At 67.0% G+C, this 26,518-nt stretch carries 12 protein-coding genes and 1 riboswitch; of the genes, 7 read left to right on the top strand and 5 right to left on the bottom strand.

All coding sequences use genetic code 11. The annotated features are described in order from the left end of the window. Positions 1-89 precede the first annotated feature (89 nt). Entirely contained in the window at positions 90-1,274 is a 1,185-nt protein-coding gene (locus ACRSCF_RS02585) for a saccharopine dehydrogenase family protein (protein WP_034368814.1), read from the top strand. Here the strand turns inward: ACRSCF_RS02585 and ACRSCF_RS02580 are convergent. Then, positions 1,271-3,235: an MFS transporter gene (locus ACRSCF_RS02580; protein WP_034368816.1), complete on the bottom strand. Its 1,965-nt coding sequence runs from the start codon at positions 3,233-3,235 to the stop codon at positions 1,271-1,273. The genes ACRSCF_RS02585 and ACRSCF_RS02580 overlap by 4 nt on opposite strands. An 11-nt stretch (positions 3,236-3,246) precedes the next feature. After that, the gene (locus tag ACRSCF_RS02575; RefSeq protein WP_034368819.1) at positions 3,247-4,071 is read right to left on the bottom strand and encodes a hypothetical protein; all 825 of its coding nucleotides are present in this window, start codon (positions 4,069-4,071) and stop codon (positions 3,247-3,249) included. 114 nt (positions 4,072-4,185) lie between these two features. On the opposite strand from ACRSCF_RS02575, the gene ACRSCF_RS02570 reads away from it, so the two are divergent. From ACRSCF_RS02570 to ACRSCF_RS02550, 5 genes are all read left to right on the top strand, one after another. Beyond that, a complete protein-coding gene (locus ACRSCF_RS02570) occupies positions 4,186-4,926 on the top strand; it encodes a helix-turn-helix domain-containing protein (protein ID WP_012202467.1) in 741 nt (246 codons plus the stop codon). A 182-nt stretch (positions 4,927-5,108) separates the two neighbouring features. Beyond that, on the top strand, positions 5,109-5,498 hold the full coding sequence (locus ACRSCF_RS02565) for a YXWGXW repeat-containing protein (protein ID WP_012202466.1): 390 nt from the start codon (positions 5,109-5,111) through the stop codon (positions 5,496-5,498). Between the two features lie 162 nt (positions 5,499-5,660). Further along, positions 5,661-6,668, top strand: a complete 1,008-nt coding sequence (locus ACRSCF_RS02560; protein ID WP_034368821.1) for a Bug family tripartite tricarboxylate transporter substrate binding protein — start codon at positions 5,661-5,663, stop codon at positions 6,666-6,668. 65 nt (positions 6,669-6,733) lie between these two features. Further along, positions 6,734-8,215, top strand: a complete 1,482-nt coding sequence (locus ACRSCF_RS02555) for a SidA/IucD/PvdA family monooxygenase (RefSeq protein WP_244387750.1) — start codon at positions 6,734-6,736, stop codon at positions 8,213-8,215. A 7-nt stretch (positions 8,216-8,222) separates the two neighbouring features. Beyond that, a complete protein-coding gene (locus ACRSCF_RS02550) occupies positions 8,223-9,383 on the top strand; it encodes a CMD domain-containing protein (protein WP_244387749.1) in 1,161 nt (386 codons plus the stop codon). Between the two features lie 152 nt (positions 9,384-9,535). Here the strand turns inward: ACRSCF_RS02550 and ACRSCF_RS02545 are convergent, their stop codons facing one another. Next, complete coding sequence (locus tag ACRSCF_RS02545) at positions 9,536-12,154, bottom strand: PepSY domain-containing protein (protein WP_034368826.1); 2,619 nt, start codon at positions 12,152-12,154, stop codon at positions 9,536-9,538. A gap of 321 nt (positions 12,155-12,475) precedes the next feature. Beyond that, on the bottom strand, positions 12,476-23,245 hold the full coding sequence (locus ACRSCF_RS02540; protein WP_244387748.1) for an invasin domain 3-containing protein: 10,770 nt from the start codon (positions 23,243-23,245) through the stop codon (positions 12,476-12,478). 388 nt (positions 23,246-23,633) lie between these two features. Continuing rightward, positions 23,634-23,744, top strand: a riboswitch (glycine riboswitch). Positions 23,745-23,837: 93 nt separating this feature from the next. Between ACRSCF_RS02540 and ACRSCF_RS02535 the strand changes: the two genes are divergently transcribed. Further along, positions 23,838-25,169 (top strand): D-amino acid dehydrogenase, encoded by a 1,332-nt coding sequence (locus tag ACRSCF_RS02535; protein ID WP_244387747.1) that lies wholly within the window; start codon positions 23,838-23,840, stop codon positions 25,167-25,169. Positions 25,170-25,210: 41 nt separating this feature from the next. Here the strand turns inward: ACRSCF_RS02535 and ACRSCF_RS02530 are convergent, their stop codons facing one another. Continuing rightward, complete coding sequence (locus ACRSCF_RS02530; protein ID WP_016450408.1) at positions 25,211-26,446, bottom strand: FIST signal transduction protein; 1,236 nt, start codon at positions 26,444-26,446, stop codon at positions 25,211-25,213. Between the last annotated feature and the right edge of the window lie 72 nt (positions 26,447-26,518).

The raw sequence follows: 26,518 nt of genomic DNA, 5'->3' as shown, positions 1-26,518 counted from the left end.
CCTGCGGCGCGCCACAGACAATGCGCCCACCCCGGCTGCAGTGCAGCGGGCAATCGCACGTTCGCCACGCTGATTGATGGAGATCTCCCATGACCAAACCCTTTGACCTCGTCGTCCACGGCGCCACCGGCTTCACGGGCCGGCTGGTGGTGGAGTACCTGCTCAGGCGCTACCCCGCAGGCAGCGGCCTGCGCTGGGCCATGGGCGGGCGCAATGCCGCCAAGCTCGCGGCCGTGCGCGACGAGCTGGGCGCGCCCGCCGATACCCCGCTGGTGGTGACCGACACCGGCAATCCCGCAAGCCTGCAGGCGCTGATGGAGCAGACCCGCCTGGTGCTGACCACGGTCGGCCCCTACCAGCTCTACGGAAACGAACTCGTGGCCGCCTGCGCCAGCGCCGGCGTGGACTATGTGGACCTGTGCGGCGAGCCAGCGTGGATGCGCCAGATGATCGATGCCCACGAGGCCGCAGCCCGGGCCAGCGGCGCGCGCATCGTGTTCTCCTGCGGCTTCGATTCCATTCCCTTCGACCTGGGCGTGTTCATGCTGCAGCGAGAGATGCAGGCCCGCTTCGGCCAGCCCGCCCAGCGCGTGCGGGGCCGGGTGCGCAAGATGAAGGGCACGTTCTCGGGCGGCACGGCAGCCAGCCTCAAGGCCACCATGGCGGCGGCCGCCGCCCAGCCGGGCGTGCTGGAGCTGCTGCGCAATCCGTTCTCGCTCACGCCGGGCTTCGAGGGCCCGCGCCAACCGTCCGGCAGCAAGCCCATGGTGGACGAGGTGCTGGGCCTGTGGGTGGCGCCCTTCGTGATGGCGGCCATCAACACGCGCAACGTGCACCGCTCCAACTTTCTGCTGGGCCATGCCTATGGCGCCGACTTTGTCTACGACGAGATGATGGTCACAGGTGCGGGCGAAAAGGGCGAGGCCCTGGCCAACGCCGTGGCGGCCGACAAGTCGCTGGGCGCGGACGACGGCCCCCAGCCTGGCGAGGGGCCATCGCGCGAAGAGCGTGAATCGGGCTTCTACGACGTGCTGTTCATCGGCACCGACACGGCCGGCCACAGCCTGCGCGTGGGCGTCAAGGGCGACCGCGATCCGGGCTACGGCTCCACGTCCAAGATGATCACCGAGGCAGCCGTCTGCCTGCTGCAGGACGCCCCGGACACGCCCGGCGGCATCTGGACCACGGCGCCCGCCATGGGCAACGCGCTCATCGCCAGGCTCAAGGCCAATGCCGGCCTGAGCTTCACGGTAGAGGAACAGAACCCCTCTTAAGCCGCCAGCAGCCGCTGCACGCGCTCGCGCAGCAGCGCGGGCTGCACCTCGGCCTGGGCCATGGGCTGGCCCACGTTCAGGCCCACGCGGTTGAACAGGCCACGGCGGAAGGGCCGCACCATGGCGCCGCCCTGCTCGATGCGGCTGAAGTACGAGCCCCAGAGATTGGTCAGCGCCATGGGGACCACGGGCACCTGCAGGCCATCGGCCTGGGCGCGCTCGACGATCTTCATGATGCCGCCCCGGAACTCCTGCAGCTGCCCGTCGCGCGTGATGCCGCCCTCGGGGAAGATGGCCAGCAGATCACCCTCGCGCAGCACCTGGGCGGCGCGCTCGAAGGCTGCCTCGTAGGTGGCGGGATCTTCCTTCTGGGGCGCGACGGGGATGGCCTTGGCCAGGCGGAACAGCCAGCCCAGCACGGGCACGCGGAAGATGCGGTGGTCCATCAGAAAGTAGATGGGCCGGGGGCTGGCGGCCATGAGCAGCACGGCATCGACAAAGCTCACATGGTTGCAGGCCAGGATGGCCGCGCCGGTGGCCGGAATGTGCTCGTCGCCCTGCACCTTGAAGCGGTACACGAAGCGCGAGGCCACCCAGGCCACGAAGCGCAGCAGGTACTCGGGCACCAGCAAGAAGATGTAGGCCGCCACCACGGCATTGGCAATGCCCGTGATCAGGAACACCTGGGGAATGCTGAAGCCCGCCGCCAGCAGCGCGCCGGCCAGCACGCTGGAGGCGATCATGAACAGCGCGTTGAGGATGTTGTTGGCCGCGATGATCCGCGCGCGGTGCGTGGGCTGGCTGCGCATCTGGATCAGCGCGTACATGGGCACGCTGTAGATGCCGGCCGACAGGGCCAGCATGCCCAGGTCGGCCATCACACGCCAGTGCGCGGGCTGGGCAAAAAAGGCACCCACGCCCATCAGCTCGGAGGCCGGCAGCGCGCGCGAGGCAAAGAACAGGTCCACGGCGAACACGCTCATGCCGATGGCGCCCAGCGGCACCAGGCCGATCTCCACATGGCGGCGGCTGAACACCTCGCACAGCAGCGAGCCCGTGCCGATACCCACAGAGAACACCACCAGCAGCAGCGAGGCCACATGCTCGTCGCCATGCAGCACCTCCTTGGCAAAGCTGGGGAACTGGGCGAGGAACACGGCGCCGAAGAACCACATCCAGCTGATGCCCAGCAGCGAGCGGAACACGGCGGGCTGCTCGCGGGCCAGCTGCAGGTTGCGCCAGGTTTCGGTGAAGGGGTTCCAGTTGATGACCAGGTGCGGGTCGGTGGCCGGCGCATTGGGGATGAACTGCGCAAAGATCCGCCCGATCACCGCCAGCGCCAGGCAGGCCACGGCCACCTGCATATGGCCCACCTCGGGCACGGCCACCAGCAGGCCGCCTGCCACGTTGCCCAGCAAGATGGCCACGAAGGTGCCCATCTCCACCATGCCGTTGCCGCCCGTCAGCTCGCGCTCGCTGAGCACCTGGGGCAGGTAGGCGAATTTCACGGGGCCGAACAGCGTGGAGTGCAGGCCCATCAGGAAGACGCAGCCCAGCAGCAGCGGCACATTGGCCTGGATGAAGCCCCAGGCGGCCAGCGCCATGATGGCGATTTCCAGGTTCTTGACCAGGCGGAACATGCGCGTCTTGTCCCACTTGTCCGTCAGCTGGCCCGAGGTGGCCGAGAACAGCAGGAACGGCAGGATGAACAGCGCCCCGATCACCAGCCCCGCCATGGCCGAAGGCAGCCAGGAGACGCTGAGCTGGTAGGTCACCATCACGGTGAGCGCGAACTTGAACAGGTTGTCGTTGGCCGCCCCCGAGAACTGCGTCCAGAAGAACGGCGCAAAGCGCCGCTGGCCCAGCAGGGCGAACTGGTTGGGGTGCTCGTGCGCGGCCGATGGCACGGCGCCGGCCGTTGCGGTGGGGGCAGACGGGCTGCCGGTCTCTTGCTGGAACATCTTGTCTTCCCTCAACGGTTGGTGGCGCCGCCGTGGCCGCACGCATCGGCGCACATTGTGCCCGTACTGGCCATGCGCGCCGTGCCGGCCGCACGCAGCGCGGCGATCACGGGCAGGGCGGCGGCCGCCGCCGCCACATGCTTGAGGCTGTGGCCGGACACCAGCCCGCCCGTGGCCTCGAAGACGGCCGCATCGCCCCACTCCAGCAGCTTGGCCGCCCCATACCAGGCAATCACCACGCCCAGGCGCAGCGCCAGCGCGCCATGGCGCGGCGCCACGCAGGCCAGGCCCAGCACCGCCATCATGCCGCCGCCCTGCACCAGCGCCCAGGGCAGCAGGTTGCCGCCATGCAGCCAGACCAGCACCGAGGCCACGGCGGCGACCAGCATGGCCACCGCAGCGCGCACGGCCACACGGTCGGCAATGCGCGATTGCAGCGCCAGCCCCAGCATGCCGGCAAAGGCCACGGACATGCCCAGCCGGTCGCCGGCCAGGGTGGCATCGTGGGGTGCCCAGTGGTAAACGGACGAACCTATGGCCGAACACGCCAGCCCCGTGAAGAACAGCGCGGCCAGCCAGCGCAGGGCCGGCGCCAGCGCCTGGCTGCGCCGGTCCAGCAGCAGGCGCGCGCCCGCCACGGCGGCCCAGGCAAAGCCCAGGTTGCTGAGCACATCCAGCGCATGGGGCAGCGCCCCCCAGGCGCGCTGATCGGCAAACGCGTGAAAGTCCTGCGGCTGCGGCACGGCGGGGCCAAGCCAGGCGGCCAGCAGCAGCAGGGCAGCGCCCCAGTACAGCGCGCGCAGGGCGGCGGCCGGTGAAATCGATACGGATGGCATGTGTTGCTCCTCGTGAAAAGTGAGGCGGAGTGTGGCGAGCCATCGGCCCTTCCAGCATCGTTTTTCTGCACCCGCCGCGCAAACCAGCACCTCGGGTATCGATAATCGCTACCCATGAGCACCACTGCCGACCTCGTCATCGCCCTCAAGAAGGAACTCAAGGCCGCCCAGATGACCTATGCCGACCTGGCGCGCGCCCTGGGCATGGCCGAGTCCAGCGTCAAGCGCATGCTGGCCAAGGGCGACATGCCGCTGTCGCGCATCGATGCCATCTGCCGCGCGCTGAGCCTGGACTTCGCCGACCTGGCGCGCCGCGTGGCCGACAGCCAGCCGCTGCTGCAGGAGATGACGCCCGAGCAGGAGAACGCCGTGGTCGCCGACCGCAAGCTGCTGCTGATGGCCATCTGCGTGCTCAGCCAGTGGACGCTGGAGCAGATCGTGGCCACCTACCGCATGACCGAGGCCGAAGGCATCCGCTACCTGGCCCAGCTGGACCGCATCGGCATCATCGAGCTGCGCCCCGGCAACCGCTACCGGCTGCGCCTGGCCAAGACCTTCCGCTGGCGCGCGCGCGGGCCGGTGATGGAGTACTTCCGCGAGAACGCCGTGCTCGACTATTTCGGCGGCGGCTTCGACCAGCCCGGCGAGGGCATGCTGATGGTGCACGGCTCCATCGGCCGGCATCTGGCGCCCAGCTTCGTGGAACGCATACAGCGGCTGGCCCATGACTTCTCCCAGCAGCACCTGCAGGACCAGCGCCTGCCGCCGGGCCAGCGCGAGGGCTACACCCTGGTGCTGGCCATGCGCAGCTGGGAATTCACTGCGTTCACGGCGCTCCGAAGAGGCACTGTCTGACGGCGGCTGCGGGACGGCAGCCTGCGCTGCAGCGCCTGGCAACAAGGCTTCACCAAGGCGATACACAAGATTGCAAGACTTCGCGGCGCGGCAACCCGGGATTGACGATGGACCTGCACCATGCAGTCATGGATTCCTTTCACCAGGACTCCAGCCCGATGAACCAAGGACAAGGAGCCGCCATGATTTCCCTTCGCACACCGCTGATCGCCGCCACCCTGGCCCTGGCCGGATGGGCCGGCACCGCGCAGGCCCAGGCCAACGTGACCTATGCGGCGCCGGGCGCCGCCATCTCGGTCCAGTTCGGCGCGCCGCCTCCCATGCGCTACGAGGCCGTTCCTGCACCGCGCCGCGGCTACGTCTGGGCACCCGGCTACTGGCGCCCGCAGGGCCACCGCCATGCGTGGGTGGCCGGCCACTGGGTCAAGGCGCGTCCCGGCTATGTGTACCGCCAGCCCGTGTGGTCGCAGCACGGCGGCCGCTGGGGCTACGCACCCGGCCGCTGGGACCGTGACCGCGATGGCGTGCCGGACCGCCATGACCGCCGCCCCAACAACCCCTACCGCCATTGATGGGCGCTTGCGCCCGGCATGAAGCCCGCCCCATCGGCGGGCTTTTTGCTGAGCGCTGCGGCCATGCCCACACTGGCTTCATACCAACATATGCATATAAAAGTGGCTCATTAAGTTCTCAGGAAAATATGGGAATTGATTCACCGGATTTCCCTGCACACCATGCGCCCCTCGTTTTTCCGCTCCTGGATTCCCGCCGCCGCCGCGGCCCTGGCCGTCTTCGGCTCCACCGCAGCGGTGGCAGCCGATTCGGCGGCTTCGTGGCCGCACCAGCCCGTGACCATGATCCTGGGCTTCCCGGCAGGCTCGGGCGTGGACGTGATCGCGCGCGGCGTGCAGGAGCCGCTGTCCCAGCGCCTGGGCCAGCCGCTGATCATTGACTACAAGTCGGGAGCGGCCGGCAACATCGCCAGCGAGATCGTGGCGCGCGCCAAGCCGGACGGCTACACGCTGGCCTTCGGCACGGCCGCCACGCACGGCAGCAATGCGGCGCTGTACAAGAAGCTGCCCTTCGACGTGGAAACCGACTTCGTGCCGGTGGCGCCGCTGATCGATGTGTCCAACGTGCTGACCATCAATCCCAACGTGATCAACGTCAAGAACCTCAAGGAGTTCGTGGACGAGATCAAGGCCAACCCCGGCAAGTACAACTACGCCTCCACGGGCAACGGCGCGGGCACGCACATGGCCTTTGCCGAGTTCAATGCGCGCCTGGGCCTGAACATGGTCCACGTGCCCTACAAGGGCGGCCCCGAGGCCATCACCTCGGTGCTGCGCGGCGAGACCTGCTGCATCATGAACCAGGTCCAGACCGTGCTGCCCCACTACAAGAGCGGCAAGGTGCGCCTGCTGGGCGTGACCACGGCCAAGCCCGTGGAAGTCATCAAGGAAGTGCCCACCATCGCCTCCAGCGGCCTGACGGGCACCAAGGGCTTCGACAGCTCGATCTGGTTCGGCATCTTCGCACCCAAGGGCACGGACCCGGCCATCGTGGCCAAGCTCAGCCAGGCCGTGCGCGAGGTGCTGGAGCTGCCCGAGGTGCGTGCGCGCTTCGAGTCCCAGGGCAATGCCATCCGCATAGAAACGCCCGAGCAGTTCAAGAAAACCGTGCACAACGACCGCCTGAAGTGGGCACAGGTGGTCAAAGACGCGAAAATCAGCATCGATTGATGCCGCGCGCGCCCGCAGGCCCTGCCCCGCTGGCGCGCCTTTCCTCGTGAGTTCCTGGTGAGTCTATGTCCCTGACCGAACCGGCAGCCCCGGCCCCTGCGGGCCTGGCTGCCCTTGAAGAACGCCTGCGCGACGACCTCGTCGCCCTGGGCTGGCCTGCCAAGGCCTGGATTCCTCCCTCCAACCGCGACGGCCAGCCCGTGCACGATGTCCTGGTCATCGGCGCCGGCCAGGCCGGCCTGGCCCTGTCGGCCGCGCTGTCCCAGCTGGGCATCGCGGCCGTTTTGCTGGACAAGGCCCCGCTGGACTTCGAAGGCCCCTGGGCCACGACGGCGCGCATGGAAACCCTGCGCTCGCCCAAGGAGCTGACCGGCCCCGCGCTGGGCCTGCCCTCGCTGACCTTCCGCGCCTGGTTCATCGCCCAATGGGGCCGCGAAGCCTGGGCCGCGCTGGACAAGATCCCGCGCCTGCAGTGGATCGACTACCTGCGCTGGTACCGCCGCGTGATGCGCTGCGACGTGCGCAACGGCCACCAGGTCACGGCCATCCGCCCGCAGGCCGACGGCACGGTCGAGGTCGATGTGACGGCCGATGGCGCCTCGCGCACCTGGCTGGCGCGCCGCGTGGTGCTGGCCACGGGCCGCGACGGCCTGGGCGGCCCGCAGATCCCCGCCTTCATGCAGGGCGTGGACCGCAGCCGCTGGGCACACTCCTCCGACGTGCTCGACTACAGCCGCCTGGCAGGCCTGCACGTGGGCGTGGTGGGCGCGGGCTCGTCGGCCATGGACAGCGCGGCCACCGCGCTGGAGAACGGCGCCGCCAGCGTGGACCTGCTGGTGCGCCGCAGCGACCTGCCACGCATCAACAAATCCAAGGGCTCGGGCACGCCCGGCCTCACGCACGGCCAGTTCCTGCTGCCCGACGCCTGGAAATGGCGCATACGCCACTACATCAACGTGCAGCAGGTGCCACCGCCGCACGGCAGCACGCTGCGCGTCTCGCGCCACGCCAACGCCCACTTCAACCTGGGCTGCGCCGTGCAGAAGGTGGAGCAGGCAGGCGACAAGCTGCGCGTGAGCACGCCGCGCGGCGTGTTCGTGCTGGACTTCCTGATCGTCTCCACCGGCTTTGCCATCGACTGGCGCCAGCGCCCCGAGTTCGCCGACCTGGCGCCCCATGTGCGCATCTGGAGCGACCGCTTCGTGCCCGAGGCGGGTGCCGAGGACCAGGAACTGTCGGACTCGCCCGACCTGGGCCCGCTGTTCGAGTTCCAGGAAAAGACGCCCGGCGCCCTGCCCGGCCTGGACCATGTGCACTGCTTTTGCTATCCGGCCGCGCTGTCGCACGGCACGGTGTCGGGCGATATCCCCGCCATCAGCGACGGCGCGCGCAAGCTGGCCCAGGGCCTGGCCTCGCTGTTCTACCGCGAGGACCTGGAACACCACTACGCCCAGCTGCAGTCCTATTCCGAGCCCGAGCTCGACGGCGGCGAATGGACGCCCGCCGACCCCGAAGCCCGCGTGCGGGCCCTGGCAGACAAGACCTGAGATACCCATGACCACCGCCAACGACACCATCGACCGCCTGGCCGGCCTGACCGACCAGTCCCCCGTTTTCGCCACGCGCCGCCAGCGCGACAAGGTGGCCATTGCCACCCAGGCCTGCGAGGACCTGCTGCTGGGCGACGGCCTGGCCGACAGCCTGTCGCGCGCCGAACGCCTGGTGCTGGCCAGCGAGCAATGCCGCGTCAGCGGCGTCCAGGCCCTGGCCGATGAATACCGCCAGCGTGCCGAGTCCCTGGGCGACGCCCTGACGCCCGCGCTGCGCACCGTGCTGGCCCAGCCCGGCGCCCAGACCGGCAACGCCCGCCTGGATGCGGCCCTGCACTTCGTGCGCACCCTGGCCCTGCACCCGGCCGAGAGCGACCGCGCGGCCCTGCTGGCCATGCCCGAGTCCGGCCTGTCCATCGACGACACCGTGCTGGTGGCCCAGCTGGTGGGTTTCATCGCCTACCAGTTGCGCCTGTTCGCGGGCGTGCAGGCCATGGTCGCGCTGGGCGGCCAGGCCAGCACGCCGGCTGCCGAAGCCGCCGCCGCACCCTTCGTGCACCCCGCCAACCTGCCGCCACCGGGCGAGCCGCTGCGCCGCAACGGCTACACCAGCGAGACGCTGGACTGGACGTCCTGGCTGCCCGTGCTCGACCCCGCCATGGCCACGGCCGAGCAGCAGGCCGTGCTGGACCTGAGCCACCCCAAGGCGCGCACGTCGGACTTCTACCTGCTGCTGGCCCGCCAGCCGCGCGTGCTGTCGGAGCGCTCGCAGGCCTTCAACGCCATCATGTACGCGCCCGGCGGCCTGTCGCGCGCCGAGCGCGAGGTGGCGGCCACGGCCGTGTCGCGCTCCAACGGCTGCGTGTACTGCGCATCGGTCCACGCCCAGCGTTTCGAGCAACTGGCCAAGCGCAACGATGTCATGGCACAGATGTTCGACGACCCCGACACGGCCGGCACCAATGCGCGCGAACGCGCCATCATCCAGTCCTCGCTGGCCCTGACGCGCGCGCCGGGCAGCTTTGGCGCTGCCCAGCTGCAGCCGCTGCGCGATGCCGGCCTCACGGACCAGGAAATCCTGGACATGCTGCACTCGGCCGCGCTGTTCGGCTGGGCGAACCGGTTGATGCTCAATCTCGGCAAGGAGAGGTACATCACCCCCTGAGGCGCTTACGCGCCTTCCCCCGTATGCACGGCGCCCTCTCTCGCTACGCGGGAGGGGGACGACACCCTCGCGGCGGGGCGGCCCTTGCTCGGTGTCCCTGACTTGGGCCGCGCCAGTTTCATGCGCTGTGCATTAAGACGCGGCGCTTCACCTCAGTACACATCCCTGCGGTAACGGCCTTCGACGATCAGGTCTTCGACGGCGGTAGCGCCCAGGATGTCGGCCAGCGCGGCATCGACGCCTGCGGCCATGCCGTCGGCGCTGCCGCAGACGTAGAGCACGGCGCCATCGGCGATCCAGTCGCGCAGGGGTTCGGCGGCTTCGCGCAGGGCGTCCTGCACGTAGCGGCGCCGGGCCTGGTCACGGGAATAGATGAAGTCGGCACGCTCCAGCTTGCCGGCAGCCAGCCAGTTGGAGACCTCGGCCTCGCAGTACCCGTCATGGGCCCGCTGGCGTTCGCCGAACAGCAGCCAGTTGCGGTGGCGGCCTGCGTGCATGCGCGCCAGCAGGTGGCCGCGCAGGCCGGCATAGCCTGAGCCGTTGCCGATGAAGATGGCCGGCGCATCGGGCTCGGCACCTGCCTCTTCGCGCGGCTCGAAGGCGCGGTTTTCCACCAGTCTCATGGCCACGGAGGTGCCCCGGGCCGCATGCGCCGTCAGCCAGCCCGACGCCACGCCCAGGCCGCCGTCATGGCGGGCCTGGCGCACCAGCAGCCGCACATGGCCGTCCTGCGGCAGCGAGGCTACCGAGTAGCTGCGCGGCAGCAGGGGCCGCAGCGCATCGGCCACGGCCTGGGGCGCGGTGCCGGGGGCGATGTCGCCCGGGGCCGGCAGCACGCTGGCGGCCAGCGCCTCGGCCAGCGTGCAGGTCTGCTGGCGCCATTGCACGGGGGCCGAACCGTCGCATTCCTGGGCAGCCAGCCAGGCCTGCACGGTGGCTGCGCCATGGCGTGGCAGCACCTCGGCCAGCGCACCAGCTCGCCACAGCGGGGCCACGCCTTCGGGCGGTGCCAAGTCCAGCACATAAAGCCCTGCGCCCTGGCTGCCCGCGTTGCACAGGCTGCGCGCCTGCAGCGGCCATGCGGCAAAGGCCGTGGCATCGGCAAGCGGTTCCGCCGAAGACGCAGGCAGGGCATCGCACACGGGCAGCACGGCGCCGAAATGCCCTGCCAGCGCCTGCTGCCAGGCATGCCAGGCCTGGGCGTCCTCGCCATCCATCTCGATCAGCGGAAACACGGGCTGTGCGCCCAGGCGGCGCAGCTGGTGGTCCAGCGCATGACCAAAGCCGCAGAAGGCCGCGTACTGCCGGTCGCCCAACGCCAGCAGGCCGTATTGCAGGTGCGGCAGGGCCGAGCCCGAGGCCGCGCCCAGCAGGCGGGCAAAGCGGCGCGCGGCATCGGGCGGGTCGCCTTCGCCAAAGGTGCTGGCCACGAAGAGCACGCGCCGATGGTGGCGCAGTTGCTCGGCATCCAGCGCCGCCACGGATTGCAGGCTGGCCGCCATGCCTGCGCCGCGCAACGCGGCCACGGTGGCCACGGCCAGGCGCTCGGCGCGGCCGGCCTGGCTGGCGAAGGCGACCAGCACGGTGTCCTGGCCTGCAGGCGCGGACGGTGGCGGGTCCGCCATCAGCGCCTGGCGCTCCTTGGCCAGGGCGCGCGCCTTGCGCCGGCGGTCCAGGTAGAGCATCCAGCCCGTGATGGCGAACAGGGGCATGATCAGCGAGGCCAGCGTCATGAAGATGCGCCCCGGCATGCCGAAATAAGTGCCCATGTGCAGCGGGTAGATGGCGCCCACGGCGCGGCGGCCCGTGGGCAGGTCGGCATAGCGCTCGTCGCGCTGCACCGTGCCATCGGGCAGCAACGCCATCTGGTTGCGCGCGCGCTCATGGGCGGCATCGGCATCCAGCCAGCTGATCTGCAGGGGCTGGCCCGCGCGCTCGGGCAGGCGCAGCTGGGCGAACTGCCAGCCATGGGCGATGCGCTCGAAGGCGGCCCAGCCGGGCGCGATGTCGATGGGCTGCTGCGCGCCAGTCGGCTCAGGCCGGCCGCCACCGGGTTTCGAGGACGGCGCCGCGGGAGCGGCCACGCGCGGCGGCACGCCGGCCCAGCCATCCACCGTGCTGCGCACCACGCCAAAGGCCCAGTACATGCCGGTGCAGGTGAACACCACATAGGCCACCAGGGCCCAGGTGCCCGCCACCGAGTGCAGGCCCCAGAGGAAGGAGCGGCCCTTGAGCGCCGGGTCGAAGGTCAGCCAGGTGCGCCAGGACAGCGGCCGGCGCGGCCAGCGCAGGTACAGGCCCGACAGCGACAGCATCAGCAACAGGCCGGCCAGGGTGCCCGTGATCGGCTTGCCGTCATCGCGCGACAGCAGCAGCCAGCGGTGCAGGCGCTCCACCCATTCGAAGAACTCCGTGCCGTGTTGCTCGGGCATCTGCGCGCCCGTGTAGGGATCGACAAAGACCGTCTGGCCCCGGCGCTGGCCGGCCGGCGGCTTGAAGGCCACCTGGGCCGAGCGGCCGGGCTCGGCAAAGACGGTGATGCGCTGGACCACGCGCTGCTCGCCGGCCTCGCGCAGCGCCTGCGCAATCTGCGGCGGCCCCAGCGGTGGGTCATCGCGCGCAGGCACGGAGACAGTGCCGGGATTCAGCCAGCCCAGGATCTCCTCATGGAACGAGAACACCGCGCCCGACAGCCCGATGACGATGAGCACCGTGCCGGCCGTAATGCCGGCGAACCAGTGCAACTGGAACCAGATTTTCTTGAAAGTCATGGGGAGCAGGCGGCGGCGTTCAGCGGTCCATCACGGTGCGCAACGGAACATCAGGACAGAACGGTGCATGGAAGGCAGGCGTGCAGGAATGAAGGGGCCAGGCGCCTGTGCGTCGGCCGGGACCCAGGGATGCAAGGCACCCATCAGCGCGAAATTCTAAATTGTTCTCATTTACGGCGTGTTGCACGCGCGATAGGCCCGCAAGGCGGCCTGGGGTTTCGTGCAGGCTTGAGCCGCCGGGATGCAGCGCCTCTACCCAATGGAAATCGCCTGCCGAAACAGGTTCGGCAGGCGATGGTTCAGCGCCTCTTCAACCGTGTGTCAACCGCGTCTGCGGCGCAGATTCCACAGGCCTGCAGCCAGCATCAGCAGCATGGCCATGGCGAGCATGCGCGGTTCGAGGGCAGGGATCGGCCGGGCACCCGGTGCCGCCCCCACACGCGCCGGACCGCTGGGATCCACGATCACGCCATTGGCTGCGCGATCGTCATCACCCTGGCCGCCATCGGTGACCACCACCGAGGTCGTATTGCCCGACACCACCGCACCCGCAGGCTGATACCAGGAGTCCGCCGCCCCTGCGGACGCTGGACCGAACTTCCAGTACGCCATGCCGGTCACCGGCCCCGGCCAGGTGACGCTGACCGTGATCGAGCTGCTGGGCGTACAGCCACGGGCCACGAAGTGCACATTGCCGTACGGGAAGCTCAACTGGCCCGGCGCACCCGCCGCAGCCGCGACGAAGTACGACTGCGACACATCGAACCCGCAGCCCGCGCCACCACCGCTCAAGGTCGCCGTGGCGTTGCCTGCCCCGGTGGCTGTCGGGCCCGTGAAGGTCGTTCCGAGCACGTTGAGCGAAGTCGTTGTGGCAGGTCCGGTGTTGCCATTGCCAGGATTGGTCTGGGTCGCGCTGATCGTGTGCAGACCCGGCGTCGGCAAGCCGCCGCCTGGCGTGCAGCTCCACGTCTGATCGGCCGCGACGATTGCCGTACACAGCGTCGTCGAGCCATCCTTCACCGTGATCGTGTAGCCCGGCGTGCCGGTGCCGGATATCTGCGGATAACCTCCCACCGTAGTCGGCGAAACCGTCAGCGTCGGAGCCACCGGTACCTGCGTGCTGGGAGTGACCGGCGTTGCTGGTGTCGATGCACAGTTCACAGTGCACCCTGCCGTCGGATTGACCGGGCTGATGCCGCCCGATGGATCGTAGGAGGCCGTGTTCGTGCTCGAACCCACAGCCGTCGGAACAGCCGGCAGATTGAAGCTGGTGTTGCTGCCAGCCGCCACCGGCGTGGTGAAGCTCACCGTGCAAGACAGGATCGCCGTGCCATTGCCCACGAAGGGGAAGGTATTGGGCGTGCAGGTCGCACTGGCCACGTTCGCACCGGTCGGCACGCCCGTGATGCTGATGCCTGCCGGCACCAGGTCCTTGATGGTCACGCTGGTGGCGGGACCGAAGGCACTGGCAGCGTTGGACACGGAGAACGCGTAGTTGAACGCAGTCCCCACAGCCAAGCTGCCGGGGTTGGCCTTGGTGACCGTCAACGCTGGCGTGCCAGGCGTCACCGGAGTCACCGGTGTGGAAGCGCAGTCTGTCGTGCAACCGGCTGTCGGATTGACGGGGCTGATGCCACCGGACGGATCGTAGGAAGCCGTGTTCGTGCTCGAGCCCACAGCTGTCGGCACAGCCGGCAGGTTGAAGCTGGTGTTGCCACCGGCCGCCACTGCCGCAGTGAAGTTCACCGTACACGTCAGCACGGAGCTGCCATTGCCCGCAAACGGGAGGGTATTGGGCGTGCAGGTCGCACTGGCCACGTTTGCACCAGTCGGCACGCCCGTGATGCTGATGCCTGCCGGCACCAGGTCCTTGATGGTCACGCTGGTGGCAGGACCGAAGGCACTGGCGGCATTCGCTACCGTGAAGGCGTAGTTGAACGGCGTGCCCACAGCCAAGCTGCCAGGGTTGGCCTTGGTGACCGTCAACGCAGGCGTGCCAGGGGTCACCGGCGTGGAAGGCGTCGATGCGCAATCCGTCGTACACCCCGCCGTCGGATTGACGGGGCTGATGCCGCCCGACGGATCGTAGGAGGCCGTGTTCGTGCTCGAACCCACCGCCGTCGGAACAGCCGGCAGGTTGAAGCTGATGCTGCCACCGGCCGCCACTTCCGCCGTGAAGTTCACCGTACACGTCAGCACGGAGCTGCCATTGCCCGCAAACGGGAAGGTGTTGGGCGTGCAGGTCGCGCTGGCCACGTTTGCACCAGTCGGCACGCCCGTGATGCTGATGCCTGCCGGCACCAGGTCCTTGATGGTCACGCTGGTGGCGGGACCAAAGGCACTGGCCGCATTCGCTACCGTGAAGGCGTAGTTGAACGCAGTCCCCACAGCCAGGCTGCCGGGATTGGCCTTGGTGACCGTCAGCGCAGGAGTACCAGGGGTCACCGGCGTGGAAGGCGTGGAAGCGCAGTCTGTCGTGCACCCTGCCGTCGGATTGACCGGGCTGATGCCGCCCGACGGATCGTAGGAGGCCGTGTTCGTGCTCGAGCCCACCGCCGTCGGAACAGCTGGCAGGTTGAAGCTGGTGTTGCCACCGGCCGCCACTGCCGCAGTGAAGTTCACCGTGCACGTCAGCACGGAGCTGCCGTTACCCGCAAACGGGAAGGTATTGGGCGTGCAGGTCGCACTGGCCACGTTCGCCCCAGTCGGCACGCCCGTGATGCTGATGCCTGCCGGCACCAAGTCCTTGATGGTCACGCTGGTGGCGGGACCGAAGGCACTGGCAGCGTTGGACACGGAGAACGCGTAGTTGAAGGGCGTGCCCACAGCCAGGCTACCCGGGTTGGCCTTGGTGACCGTCAGCGCAGGCGTGCCAGGGGTCACCGGCGTGGAAGGCGTCGATGCGCAATCCGTCGTGCAACCGGCCGTCGGATTGACGGGGCTGATGCCGCCCGACGGATCGTAGGAAGCCGTGTTCGTGCTCGAGCCCACCGCCGTCGGAACAGCTGGCAGGTTGAAGCTGGTGTTGCCACCGGCCGCCACTGCCGCAGTGAAGTTCACCGTGCACGTCAGCACGGAGCTGCCGTTACCCGCAAACGGGAAGGTATTGGGCGTGCAGGTCGCGCTGGCCACGTTTGCACCAGTCGGCACGCCCGTGATGCTGATGCCTGCAGGCACCAAGTCCTTGACGGTCACGCTGTTGGCGGGACCGAAGGCACTGGCAGCGTTGGACACGGAGAACGCGTAGTTGAACGCAGTCCCCACAGCCAGGCTACCCGGGTTGGCCTTGGTGACCGTCAACGCAGGCGTACCCGGCGTGACTGGAGTCACCGGTGTGGAAGCGCAGTCTGTCGTGCAACCCGCCGTCGGATTGACCGGGCTGATGCCACCCGACGGATCGTAGGAGGCCGTGTTGGTGCTCGAACCTACTGCCGTCGGCACAGCCGGCAGATTGAAGCTGCTGTTGCTGCCAGCCGCCACCGGCGTGGTGAAGCTCACCGTGCAAGACAGGATCGCCGTGCCATTGCCCACGAAGGGGAAGGTATTGGGCGTGCAGGTCGCGCTGGCCACATTTGCACCGGTCGGCACGCCCGTGATGCTGATTCCCGCAGGCACCAAGTCCTTGATGGTCACGCTGGTGCCAGGACCGAAGGCACCAGCCGCATTCGCTACCGCGAAGGCGTAGTTGAACGGCGTGCCCACAGCCAGGCTACCGGGGTTGGCCTTGGTGACCGTCAGCGCAGGCGTACCAGGGGTCACCGGCGTGGAAGGCGTCGATGCGCAATCCGTCGTGCAACCGGCCGTCGGATTGACGGGGCTGATGCCGCCCGACGGATCGTAGGAGGCCGTGTTGGTGCTCGAACCCACAGCCGTCGGCACAGCTGGCAGGTTGAAGCTGCTGTTGCTGCCAGCTGCCACCGGTGTGGTGAAGCTCACCGTACACGTCAGCACGGAGCTGCCGTTACCCGCAAACGGGAAGGTGTTGGGTGTGCAGGTTGCACTGGCCACGTTCGCACCGGTCGGCACGCCCGTGATGCTGATGCCTGCCGGCACCAGATCCTTGATGGTCACGCTGGTGGCGGGACCAAACGCTCCAGCCGCATTCGCTACCGTGAAGGCGTAGTTGAACGCAGTCCCCACAGCCAGGCTGCCGGGGTTGGCCTTGGTGACCGTCAGCGCAGGAGTGCCAGGGCTCACCGGCGTGGAAGGCGTCGATGCGCAATCCGTCGTGCAGCCGGCCGTCGGATTGACCGGGCTGATTCCACCCGACGGATCGTAGGAAGCCGTGTTCGTGCTCGAACCCACAGCAGTTGGCACAGCCGGCAGATTGAAGCCGGTGTTGCCACCCGCTGCGACCGAAGCCGTGAAGTTCACCGTACACGTCAGCACAGTGCTGCCATTGCCCGCAAACGGGAAGGTGTTGGGCGTGCAGGTCGCGCTGGCCACATTGGCACCAGTCGGCACACCCGTGATGCTGATCCCCGCAGGCACCAGATCCTTGATGGTCACGCTGTTGGCAGGGCCGAAGGCACCAGCCGCATTCGCTACCGTGAAGGCGTAGTTGAAAGGCGTGCCCACAGCCAAGCTACCCGGGTTGGCCTTAGTAACCGTCAGCGCAGGCGTGCCTGGCGTGACCGGGGTCACCGGTGTGGAAGCGCAGTCTGTCGTGCACCCTGCCGTTGGATTGACGGGGCTGATGCCGCCCGACGGATCGTAGGAAGCCGTGTTCGTGCTCGAGCCCACCGCCGTCGGAACAGCCGGCAGATTGAAGCTGCTGTTGCTGCCAGCCGCCACCGGTGTGGTGAAGCTCACCGTGCAAGACAGGATCGCCGTGCCATTGCCCACGAAGGGGAAGGTATTGGGCGTGCAGGTCGCGCTGGCCACATTTGCGCCGGTCGGCACGCCCGTGATGCTGATCCCCGCAGGCACCAAGTCCTTGATGGTCACGCTGGTGCCAGGACCGAAGGCACCAGCCGCATTCGCTACCGTGAAGGCGTAGTTGAACGGCGTGCCCACAGCCAGGCTACCGGGGTTGGCCTTGGTGACTGTCAACGCAGGCGTACCAGGCGTGACCGGTGTGGTCGGTGTCGATGCGCAGTCTGTTGTGCACCCTGCCGTCGGATTGACCGGGCTGATGCCGCCCGACGGATCGTAGGAGGCCGTGTTGGTGCTCGAACCCACAGCCGTCGGAACAGCCGGCAGGTTGAAGCTGGTGCTGCCACCGGCTGCGACCGAGGTCGTGAAGTTCACCGTACACGTCAGGACGGCGCTGCCATTGCCCGCAAACGGGAAGGCGTTGGGTGTGCAGGTTGCACTGGCCACGTTTGCGCCGGTCGGCACGCCCGTGATGCTGATACCCGCAGGCACCAGGTCCTTGATGGTCACGCTGGTGGCGGGACCGAACGCTCCAGCCGCATTCGCTACCGTGAAGGCGTAGTTGAACGCAGTCCCCACAGCCAGGCTGCCGGGGTTGGCCTTGCTGACCGTCAGCGTGGGCGAACCAGGGTTGACTGGGGTGGCGGGCGTCGACGAGCAGTCCGTCGTGCAACCTGCCGTCGGATTGACCGGGCTGGTACCACCGGACGGATCATAGGAAGCCGTGTTCGTGCTCGAGCCCACAGCCGTCGGCACAGCCGGCAGGTTGAAGCTGGTGTTGCCACCGGCTGCGACCGAGGTCGTGAAGTTCACCGTGCACGTCAGGACAGTGCTGCCATTGCCCGTAAACGGGAAGGTGTTGGGCTTGGGCGAGCAGTCCACACTGGCCACGTTCGCACCTGTCGGCGCACCCGTGATGCGGATACCTGCAGGCACCAGATCCTTGATGGTCACGCTGCTGGCAGAACCGAAGGCACTCGCTGCATTCGCTACCGTAAAGGTGTAGTTGAAGGGCGAACCTACGGCCAGGCTGCCTGGGTTGGCCTTGGTGACACTGAGGTTCACCACGCTCACAAAATGAATTTGTGCGGCGCTTGGCGAATACGCGTTTGCTCCCACGGTGAACGTGCCACCCAGGGTTCCGGCAGGAATGCTGGTGGCAATGCTGTAGGTCCCACTCGCTGTGCTGGTGGCAGTGATCGAGCAGATGCCCAGAGTTGTGCCGCTTGTTCCAGTGGTGCAAGTGGCTGACGCGCCGTCCGCGCCACCGTTCAGCTTCACGCCGGGGGTACCGGCAAAGGTGACGACCTCGCCGCCCTTGGGGTTGCCACCGGCATCGCGCACATACGCTTCCACCACATCGGTTGCCGTGCCATTTGCCGCCGCGTTGTCGCTCACGACACGCAGGCCCGAATTGCTTGCCGAGGCATTGCCGGCGACAAAGGCCATCGATTGCGGGCTGTTGCCGATGGCAGTTGCACCCACCGTGGCGGCAGCCGAGTAAGTCGATGCGGTCACGCTGGTGAACGACACCGAGCAGGTCGCCGCCGCACCCGCAGTCGTGCAACTGGCGGTGGCAGGTGCCGCTCCGGCAGGCGTCACGCTGAAGTTCACGGCAACGCCGGTGACCGGATTGCCGAACGCATCCTTGGTGACCACGGAAACGACGTCCTGGCCGCCGCCGGCTGCCTGGTTGTTCACATCGACCGACATGGTCGAATTGGCGGGATCGACGGCACCTGCCGTAAAGACATAGGCAGCCGTAGCGCCGTACGTATTGCCGCCGGAGCTGATGCCGCTGCCGCTCAATGCGCCCCCCGCGATGCTTGCGCCGGAAGCGTAGGAGCCCGCGACGGTTGTCCTGGCGGTGACCTGGCAGGTACCAGCCGCATTGGTGGTGCAGGTACCGCTGAAGGTGATGTTTGCGGTGGGAGAGAACGTGACAACGCTTCCAGCCACCGGATTGCCGTTGACATCTCCCACAAACGCTTCAAGCACATCCGTCGCCGAGCCATTGGCCGTGGCCGGACTGCTGACGGTACGCACCCCCGACCTGGCGGGGTCGGCGGCATTGGCCGTGAAGTTGATCACGGCCGGACTGCCATTGGCCACGCTCTGGGTGGTGGTGCCGTTGTTGTCCGTGGCTGTGAAGCTCGCCGCACCCGCGACGGTGGATGTCACCGTGATGGAACAGCGCGCTGGATTCGCATTGGCCGCAATCGTGCAGGAAGTTGCCGAAGGCGTGCCGGCGCCGGTATGGACAAAGCCGATGGTGTGGGCAACCGTATCGACGGTTGCATTGCCATTGGCGTCCTGCAGTGCGACGGTCACCGTGCCGGTGCTCGTACCGTCGGCCATCACCGAGAGCGGTGTGGCACTGAGCAGATTGCCACTGGCTGTATTGCTGGGCGGCCCGGCAATGAAGTTGACCGATACCGGACTGCCATTGCTCACGGCCTCTCCGTTGTCCGTTGCCGTGAAGCTTGCGGTGCCGACCGTGGCCGATTTCACCGTCACGGAGCAGGTGGCCGGATTGGCGTTGGCCGCGATCGTGCACGTGGGTGCGGCCGGCGTGGTCGTGCCCACGCCCGTTTTGGTGAAGACAATCGTGTGCGCAGCCGTATCCGTGGCGGGATTGCCATTGGCATCGCGCAGGGTCACGCTGATCGAACTCGTGGCCGTGTTGTCTGCGACAACGCTGAGCGGACTGGCACTGATCAGGTTTCCATTCGCGCCATTGCTGGGCGGGCCGGCCGTGTAGTTCACCACAGCCGTAGCCGTGGCGGCCGAGCCATTGATGGTGAAGCCAAAGGTGCCGCTGCCGACTGCGGTAGGTGCCGTGACGGTGGCCGTGTACACCCCTGCGCTGCACGACCCCGCGCCGACCGCAGGCGAGCCCTGTGTTCCGCCGTTCAGCGTGAAGGCCACCGTGTTGGCACAGGTCGAAATCGAATTGCCTGACGCATCCTTGAGCTGCGCCGTCAATGTGCTGGTTGCAGTGCCATTGGCAATGATCGAGGTCGGACTCGCAACGATGGTCGAGGCGCTGGTACTTGGCGGACCCGCCGTGTAGCTCACTGAAGCCGTAGCAACTGCGGCAGAGCCGTTGATGGTGAATCCGAAGATCCCGCTGCCGACCGCCGTGGGCGATGTGACGGTGCCCGTATAGATGCCGGCAGTACACGAGGCCGCGCCCACACTCGGCGTTCCCTGCGTTCCGCCGTTCAGGGTGAACGCCACCGTGTTCGTGCACGTGTTGATCGGATTGCTGCTGGCATCGACCAGTTGCACGCGCAGCACGCTGGTGGAGCTGCCGTTGGCCACGATCGATGCCGGAGTGGCGACTATCGTCGATGCACTCGTGCTCGGCGTTGCGGCCGCATAGGAGATCGTTGCGGTGGCAACAGCCGCAGACCCGTTGATGGTGAACCCGAAGGTTCCGCTGCCGACCAGCACCGGCGATGTCACCGTCCCCGTGTACATGCCGGCACTGCAGCCCGTGACGCTGACGGCAGGAACGCCTTGCGTCCCCGCATTGAGGGTGAAGGCCACCGTATCGGTACAGGTGGTGACAAGGTTGCCTAAAGCATCCTTCAACTGCACGGCCAAGGTGCTGGTGGAGACGCCGTTGGCCGCAATCGATGGCGGACTCGCGGCGATTTCAGAACCGGTCGTGCTGGCCGGCAGCCCGGTGAAGCTGTAAGCAACCGGCGAAGGCTGATAGGTCACTGCGCCAGATACCGGGCTTCCACCCAATGGAAGATTGGAGAACGTGGCACCAGCGACTGACGACGACAAGGTCACGGGTGTCGTGAATGTTCCGGCGACACTGCTGCTGGCATTGATGGGAGACGCGCACTTTCCGCTGGAGTTGGTCGTGCAGCTGACTGCGGCGGAGCCGCCATTGAACGTGACACCTGCAGGCGGCGCTGCGAAGGTGACGGTGTCACTGCCCCCCGTCCAGGCATTGCCTTGGCCATCAACAATGTAGACCTCCAGCAAGTCGCTGCTGCCGACAGGTTGATTGTTGGTCGTCGCCAGAACGCCGGATTTCAGGGCACAGGGAAAACCGGTGACGCTTGCCGCCGTTGAAAGCTGCGAGGTTTGTGCTCCACCGGAATTGCTGTCCGTCACTGTGACTCGCACCTGGCCGCTGAGATACGAAGGAACGGTCAGCGTTCCCGAGGCTCCGGCCATGGTCCCTGAGCCCAGATAGACCTGCGCATCGTTGACGCCCGCGCCGGTCGGCGACCAAAAGGCTTCCACCGTATACGGTGCCGGCTCGCTCGCATTGGCATTTGCCGTGATATTGAATGTCCAGGTGCAGGCGGCGGTGTCACTGGCGCCAACGCCAAGGGTCGGGGTCCATCCGGTTTGTCCATTGGCCGTCGTCTGCAAGCTGATACCTGAGTTTGCAGCCACAGGCACGGAAAACAGCGTGTTCTGAGAAATCTTGAAGAAATCACGCGCAGTGACACGAATGGCACTTCTCGACTGGCTTGTCATCTTGTTGTTGCCAATCAATCCTGGTGCCGTACCCGTACCACCGATATTCACCCCGTCCCCGCCGCCAGTGAAGTTGTTATCGGTCACCGTCACTACCTGCGTCGTGCCTGAGGCTGCCGTATTCAACGTTGGTGCCGACACATGCATTGGCGATGAAGTGGTATAGGCGGCAATAGGCAGCGAGAAGGTATTACCCGTCACGGCAAGACCAGTTCCATTGTCCAGGTTGATCGTTCCATCAACCGACACCACGGCCCTGGGCGCATTTCCACCAGTCGGGCTCAGTGCGATATTCGAATCTTTGATCGTCAATCCGTTGACGGTCATGTTCGACATGACCTGGAAGAACTGCTCGAGCTGCATTCCCCCGATAGGGTTGGGCAGATTCGTTACCGTGAAATTATCGACAACAATGTTGGAAACCGTGCCTCCTGTACCGTTGCTTGCGGCAACGGAAATGGCCGAGCCCTTGTTATTGCCGTAATTTCCATTCCATATCGCGGAATTGATCGTGCTATTGGTAAAGAATACGTTTTGTGCGCCTTGATGAATCTCCGCGTACAGCTCGCAGTTGAACGGCGTCCCCTCTCCAGCAGGGGTTGGAGCCACATTCACCAGGCCGACGCGATCAATGGTGACATTGTTCGCCGGGGAGCCAACGACGAATACCGCTTCGCCACAGGTCATATTGGGCGAATTGGTGAGCGTGATGTTCTTCCCACCAAGATAAAAAGTTTCCCAGGGGGAGTCCGCCCAGTTCTGGACTTGTATGACTCCCCCGAAATCGATGGTCAACGAGCCCGTGCCGGCTGGCACGGTGCCTTTGAGCCAGTACCAGGCACCACCGGCACCAGTGGTGGTGCCCGTATCGCCGCCGCTGATCATCTGGCTTTGACCACAGGCATTGGTGGCCCCCGTCACGGCGCCGGACTGGGCTCCGCTGATGAATGTATTGGCACAGCGCACGTAAACCGTCTGATTGTCGACATACGGATGGAGGTTTCCCGCCGCATCCTTGGATGTCCCGCTCTGTATGGTTCGTACCGACGTGGTCAGTGTCGGCGCAAAGACGATGGAAACATCGGCACTCGGATCCAGCGTTTGCAGCGTGTAGTTGGCTGCCTGAATGGCCGCTCGCAGCGTACATGCGCCAGCAAAGGTGCCCCCCAGCGTGCTGACACAGGTGGTTGGTGTCGTTGCATTGGCATTGGGAGCGTCGCTGTTGTCGGTGACCGTGAAGACGATGGTCGCCGCCAGTGCCGTGGATGAGATACCCGCGCATGAAAGCAGCAGCAAAGAGAAAAGGCACTTCGCTGCACGCCACTTGCGAAAAAATGCCGAACCAGGCAGGCGATTGAGAGCATGCATGATATTCCCCGTTCTCTCAAGGAGATATGACAGGAAAATGATTTTCCCAATGGCAATGGCCATCAGTTGTACCCAGCGCATTTGCATCGCCGTACCTCGGATAGTTCTATTTGAATCACGAGCCCACAACTCACCTTGCAGCCGGTGAGTTTGGAAGCAAAATTTTTCGCGCAGATCCTGCGCGTCAATCAAAAAAAGGCGGATTTCCATCAACGCTTGCGCGCTGCTCCACTGCCCATTGAGCGGGCACACCTTCAGTCGGGTTTGCGACGCAAAACATTCCTCCCTCGACAAACCATATTCACCGTGCTTGTATTTTTTCAGTGACGGACCAGTTTCCATGGACCCGCACCTGTGCAACGGTAAGTCGCCTATCAGACATATAGACAACCCATGGTTAACCCATGCAGGTCCAATCGACCAGAACATGCACTGACAAACCACTGCACATATCGATAGGCTAAATCATGTTTTTTTCTATTTCAATAGTTTTTTTACATGAAACCAGAGACTCGTACCAGCGCTACGAGGGAGGCGCTTGAACGATCTAGGGAATACCCTGAATCAGCCACACCACATACAGGTAACTGGTGGTATCCCCAATACGACTGGAGCTGGCTGCGCAAGCCCCATAGAATCGCCCCTGCAGGAGAGCAGGCGGGCGCCACGGTGCCGAGCCTCACCGAAGGCGCAAACTCCCATACACGCTCAGGTTCCGTACTGCAAACACAACATGCCGTCTGGAGAGCCGCCGCACGCAATGTGCGGCGCACCGAAGGAGCAAGCCCCGTTCCCATGGACGGCGGTGAATCTCTCAGGTACCAAGGACAGGGGGAGCGGCAGCTGCGTCACGACGGACGCCGGCTGCCTGCTATCCAGACCATAGCGGCCAGCTTTCGCGTGACCCGGCACATGCCTTTGAAAGGGCATCGTCATGCGCGTCATCGTTCTCGGAGCCGGCCTGATCGGCACCACGTCGGCCTACTATCTGCAATCCCTCGGTCATGAAGTGACCGTCATCGACCGCCAGGCCGCGCCCGGCGCCGAAACCAGCTTCGCCAACGGCGGGCAGATCTCGGTCAGCCATGCCGAGCCCTGGGCCAACCCCGGCGCACCGCTGAAGCTGCTGGGCTGGCTGGGCCGGCAGGACGCCCCCCTGCTGTTCCGCCTGCGCGCCGACATGCGCCAGTGGCGCTGGGGCCTGTCCTTCCTGCGCAACTGCACGCCCGCGCGCACGCGCCACAACATCCAGCAGATCGTTCGCCTGGGCACCTACAGCCGCGAGGCCCTGCAGCAGCTGCGTGCCGACACCGGCATCCAGTACGAGCAGCGCACGCAGGGCATCCTGCACTTCTATACGAACGCCCGCGAGTTCGAGGGCGCGCTCAAGCCCACCGAGCAGATGCAGACCCTGGGCTGCGACCGCCGCCTGATCGATGCCGACGAAGCCGTGCGCCTGGAGCCGGCTCTGGCCCATGTGCGCGGGCAGATAGCGGGCGCCACCTATACGGCCGAGGATGAATCAGGCGACGCCAACCTCTTCACACGCGAGCTGGCGCGCATCGCCGCCGCCACGGGCGTGCAGTTCCGCCACGGCCACCACGTCATGGCGCTGCGCACCACGGGTGCGGGCGCCAGCCGCCATATCGACCATGTGGAGGTGACCAATGCCGATGGCCGCTACGAACGCATCCAGGGCGACGCCTATGTCCTGGCCATGGGCTCGTTCAGCCCGCTGCTGGCCCAGCCGCTGGGACTGCACCTGCCCATCTACCCGGCCAAGGGCTACTCCGTGACCCTGCCGGTGCTGGACCCCGCCAAGGCCTACCAGGTCAGCCTCACGGACGACGAGTTCAAGCTGGTGTTCTCGCGCTACACGGGCGCGCAAGGCGACCGCCTGCGCATTGCGGGCACGGCCGAGTTCAACGGCTACGACCGCAACCTGGACCCCGTGCGTTGCGAGGCCATCGTGCGGCGCGTGCAGCAGCTGTTCCCCGGCGCCGGCGATACCGGCCGCGCCCAGTTCTGGAGCGGCCTGCGCCCCGCCACGCCCAGCAATGTGCCGCTGATCGGACGCTCGCCCATCGCCAACCTGTTCCTGAACACCGGCCACGGCACGCTGGGCTGGACCCATGCCTGCGGCTCCGGCATGGCGCTGGCCGACCTGGTCAGCGGCAGGCAGCCGGCCGTGGATTTCGATTTTCTGGGAGCCGCAGCCATGGACCCGGATCGCAGCGCAGGCACGGTTCGCCCGCGCGCGGTCTGAGGTGCAGACGGTGTGTACCGTGTGTACGGCGTGTACGACGCCTAGGCAGTGAACACCGTCAACACCCCGGCGAAGCGGTGCAGGCGGGCGTCCATGATCTCGGCTTCGGCAACGAAGCCGATCAATGGCACATCGCCCAGTGCGTGGCGCAGGGTGCGCAGTTCGGCATCGGGGCCGCCGAACAGGCCGCCGCCGCGGCCCCGGCAACTGATGTAGATGGCGCCACGGATGCGGGGCTGTGCCTCGCCTTCGGGCGCCGCCTCCTCGGGCTCCGCCGCATCGCGCAGCGCAGCGCCCAGTTGCAGCAGTTCCTGGCGCGCCACCTGGGCCTGGCGGCGGCAGAAGATCACCGAATGCCCGGCCTCCACGGCCGAGGACAGGGCCACGCCCTGGCGCAGCGGGTCCAGGCCAACCAGGGTCAGCACCTGGGCCTCTTCGGTCAGCACGCCGTGGGCCAGGCCCCGGCCCGGCGGCGCAATGGCCGCCAGCGTGGTGCGGACCGTGGTCAGCGCGGGCTGCCAGTCGCTGCCTTCCAGCTCCACGCCCAGCAGCTGCAGCAGGCGCTGCAGGGCCGGATCGCCATCGAGCCCGGTGACCAGGGCGCCGCGCGCCTCGGTGATCTCCAGCCCCTCGCCCAGCGGCACGCAGCCCTGGGCCATGCCCGTGATGCAGGGCACGCCGGCACCGAAGGCCACGCCTGAAAAGCCGCCACGAAAAATGCCGCGCGCGTCCGCATGCTGCGCATGCAGATCCTCGGTACGGCAGGCGATCTGCACGCCCTCCACGCCATCTTCCCCGTCATCGCCCACGCCGCCGAACAGCAGGCCGGACTCGGTGCGCTCGGACAGCTCGTACAGCAGCTCGGCCAGCTCGGGCTGGCCGCCTGCGGCATGGACCAGGGCCGAATGGGCGGTGAAGCCGGCCTCGCCGCCAGGCGCATGCAGGGGCGCCAGGCCCGAATACAGGCGGTAGTGGGCGGCCGGTACATCCAGCAGCATCACCGCGAGCGCGGTTCCTGACAGGTACTCATGCGACATGGCCAGAACGCCGCCGGCCGAGCAGCCGGCCCAGTCCGCCACATGGGGCAGGGCCCTGGCCAGATGCTGCAGCAGCGGCCGTGCGTGGGCGGCATGCGCATGGGACAGGTACACCAGTCCCAGACGGGGCCGCTGCGCGTGGCCGGGCCCGGCCATCTGCAAGCGCAGCTGCTGCAGCACCGCGTCGGCCGCGGCGCGCCAGTCGGAATGGCTGGCATGGCCTACAGGAAACAACGACATACCAACCTTCTTTCTAGCCCCGCCAGCACCCGGCTTGCGGGTGGCTGGGGCCTTGCGCATCCATGGGTCCGG

It is taken from the genome of Delftia sp. 11MD, from assembly GCF_050907895.1.
Classification (GTDB): Bacteria; Pseudomonadota; Gammaproteobacteria; order Burkholderiales; family Burkholderiaceae_C; genus Comamonas; species Comamonas tsuruhatensis.
Note: the sequence above shows the minus strand (reverse complement) of the source record. Positions and strands in the feature narration are given on the sequence as shown.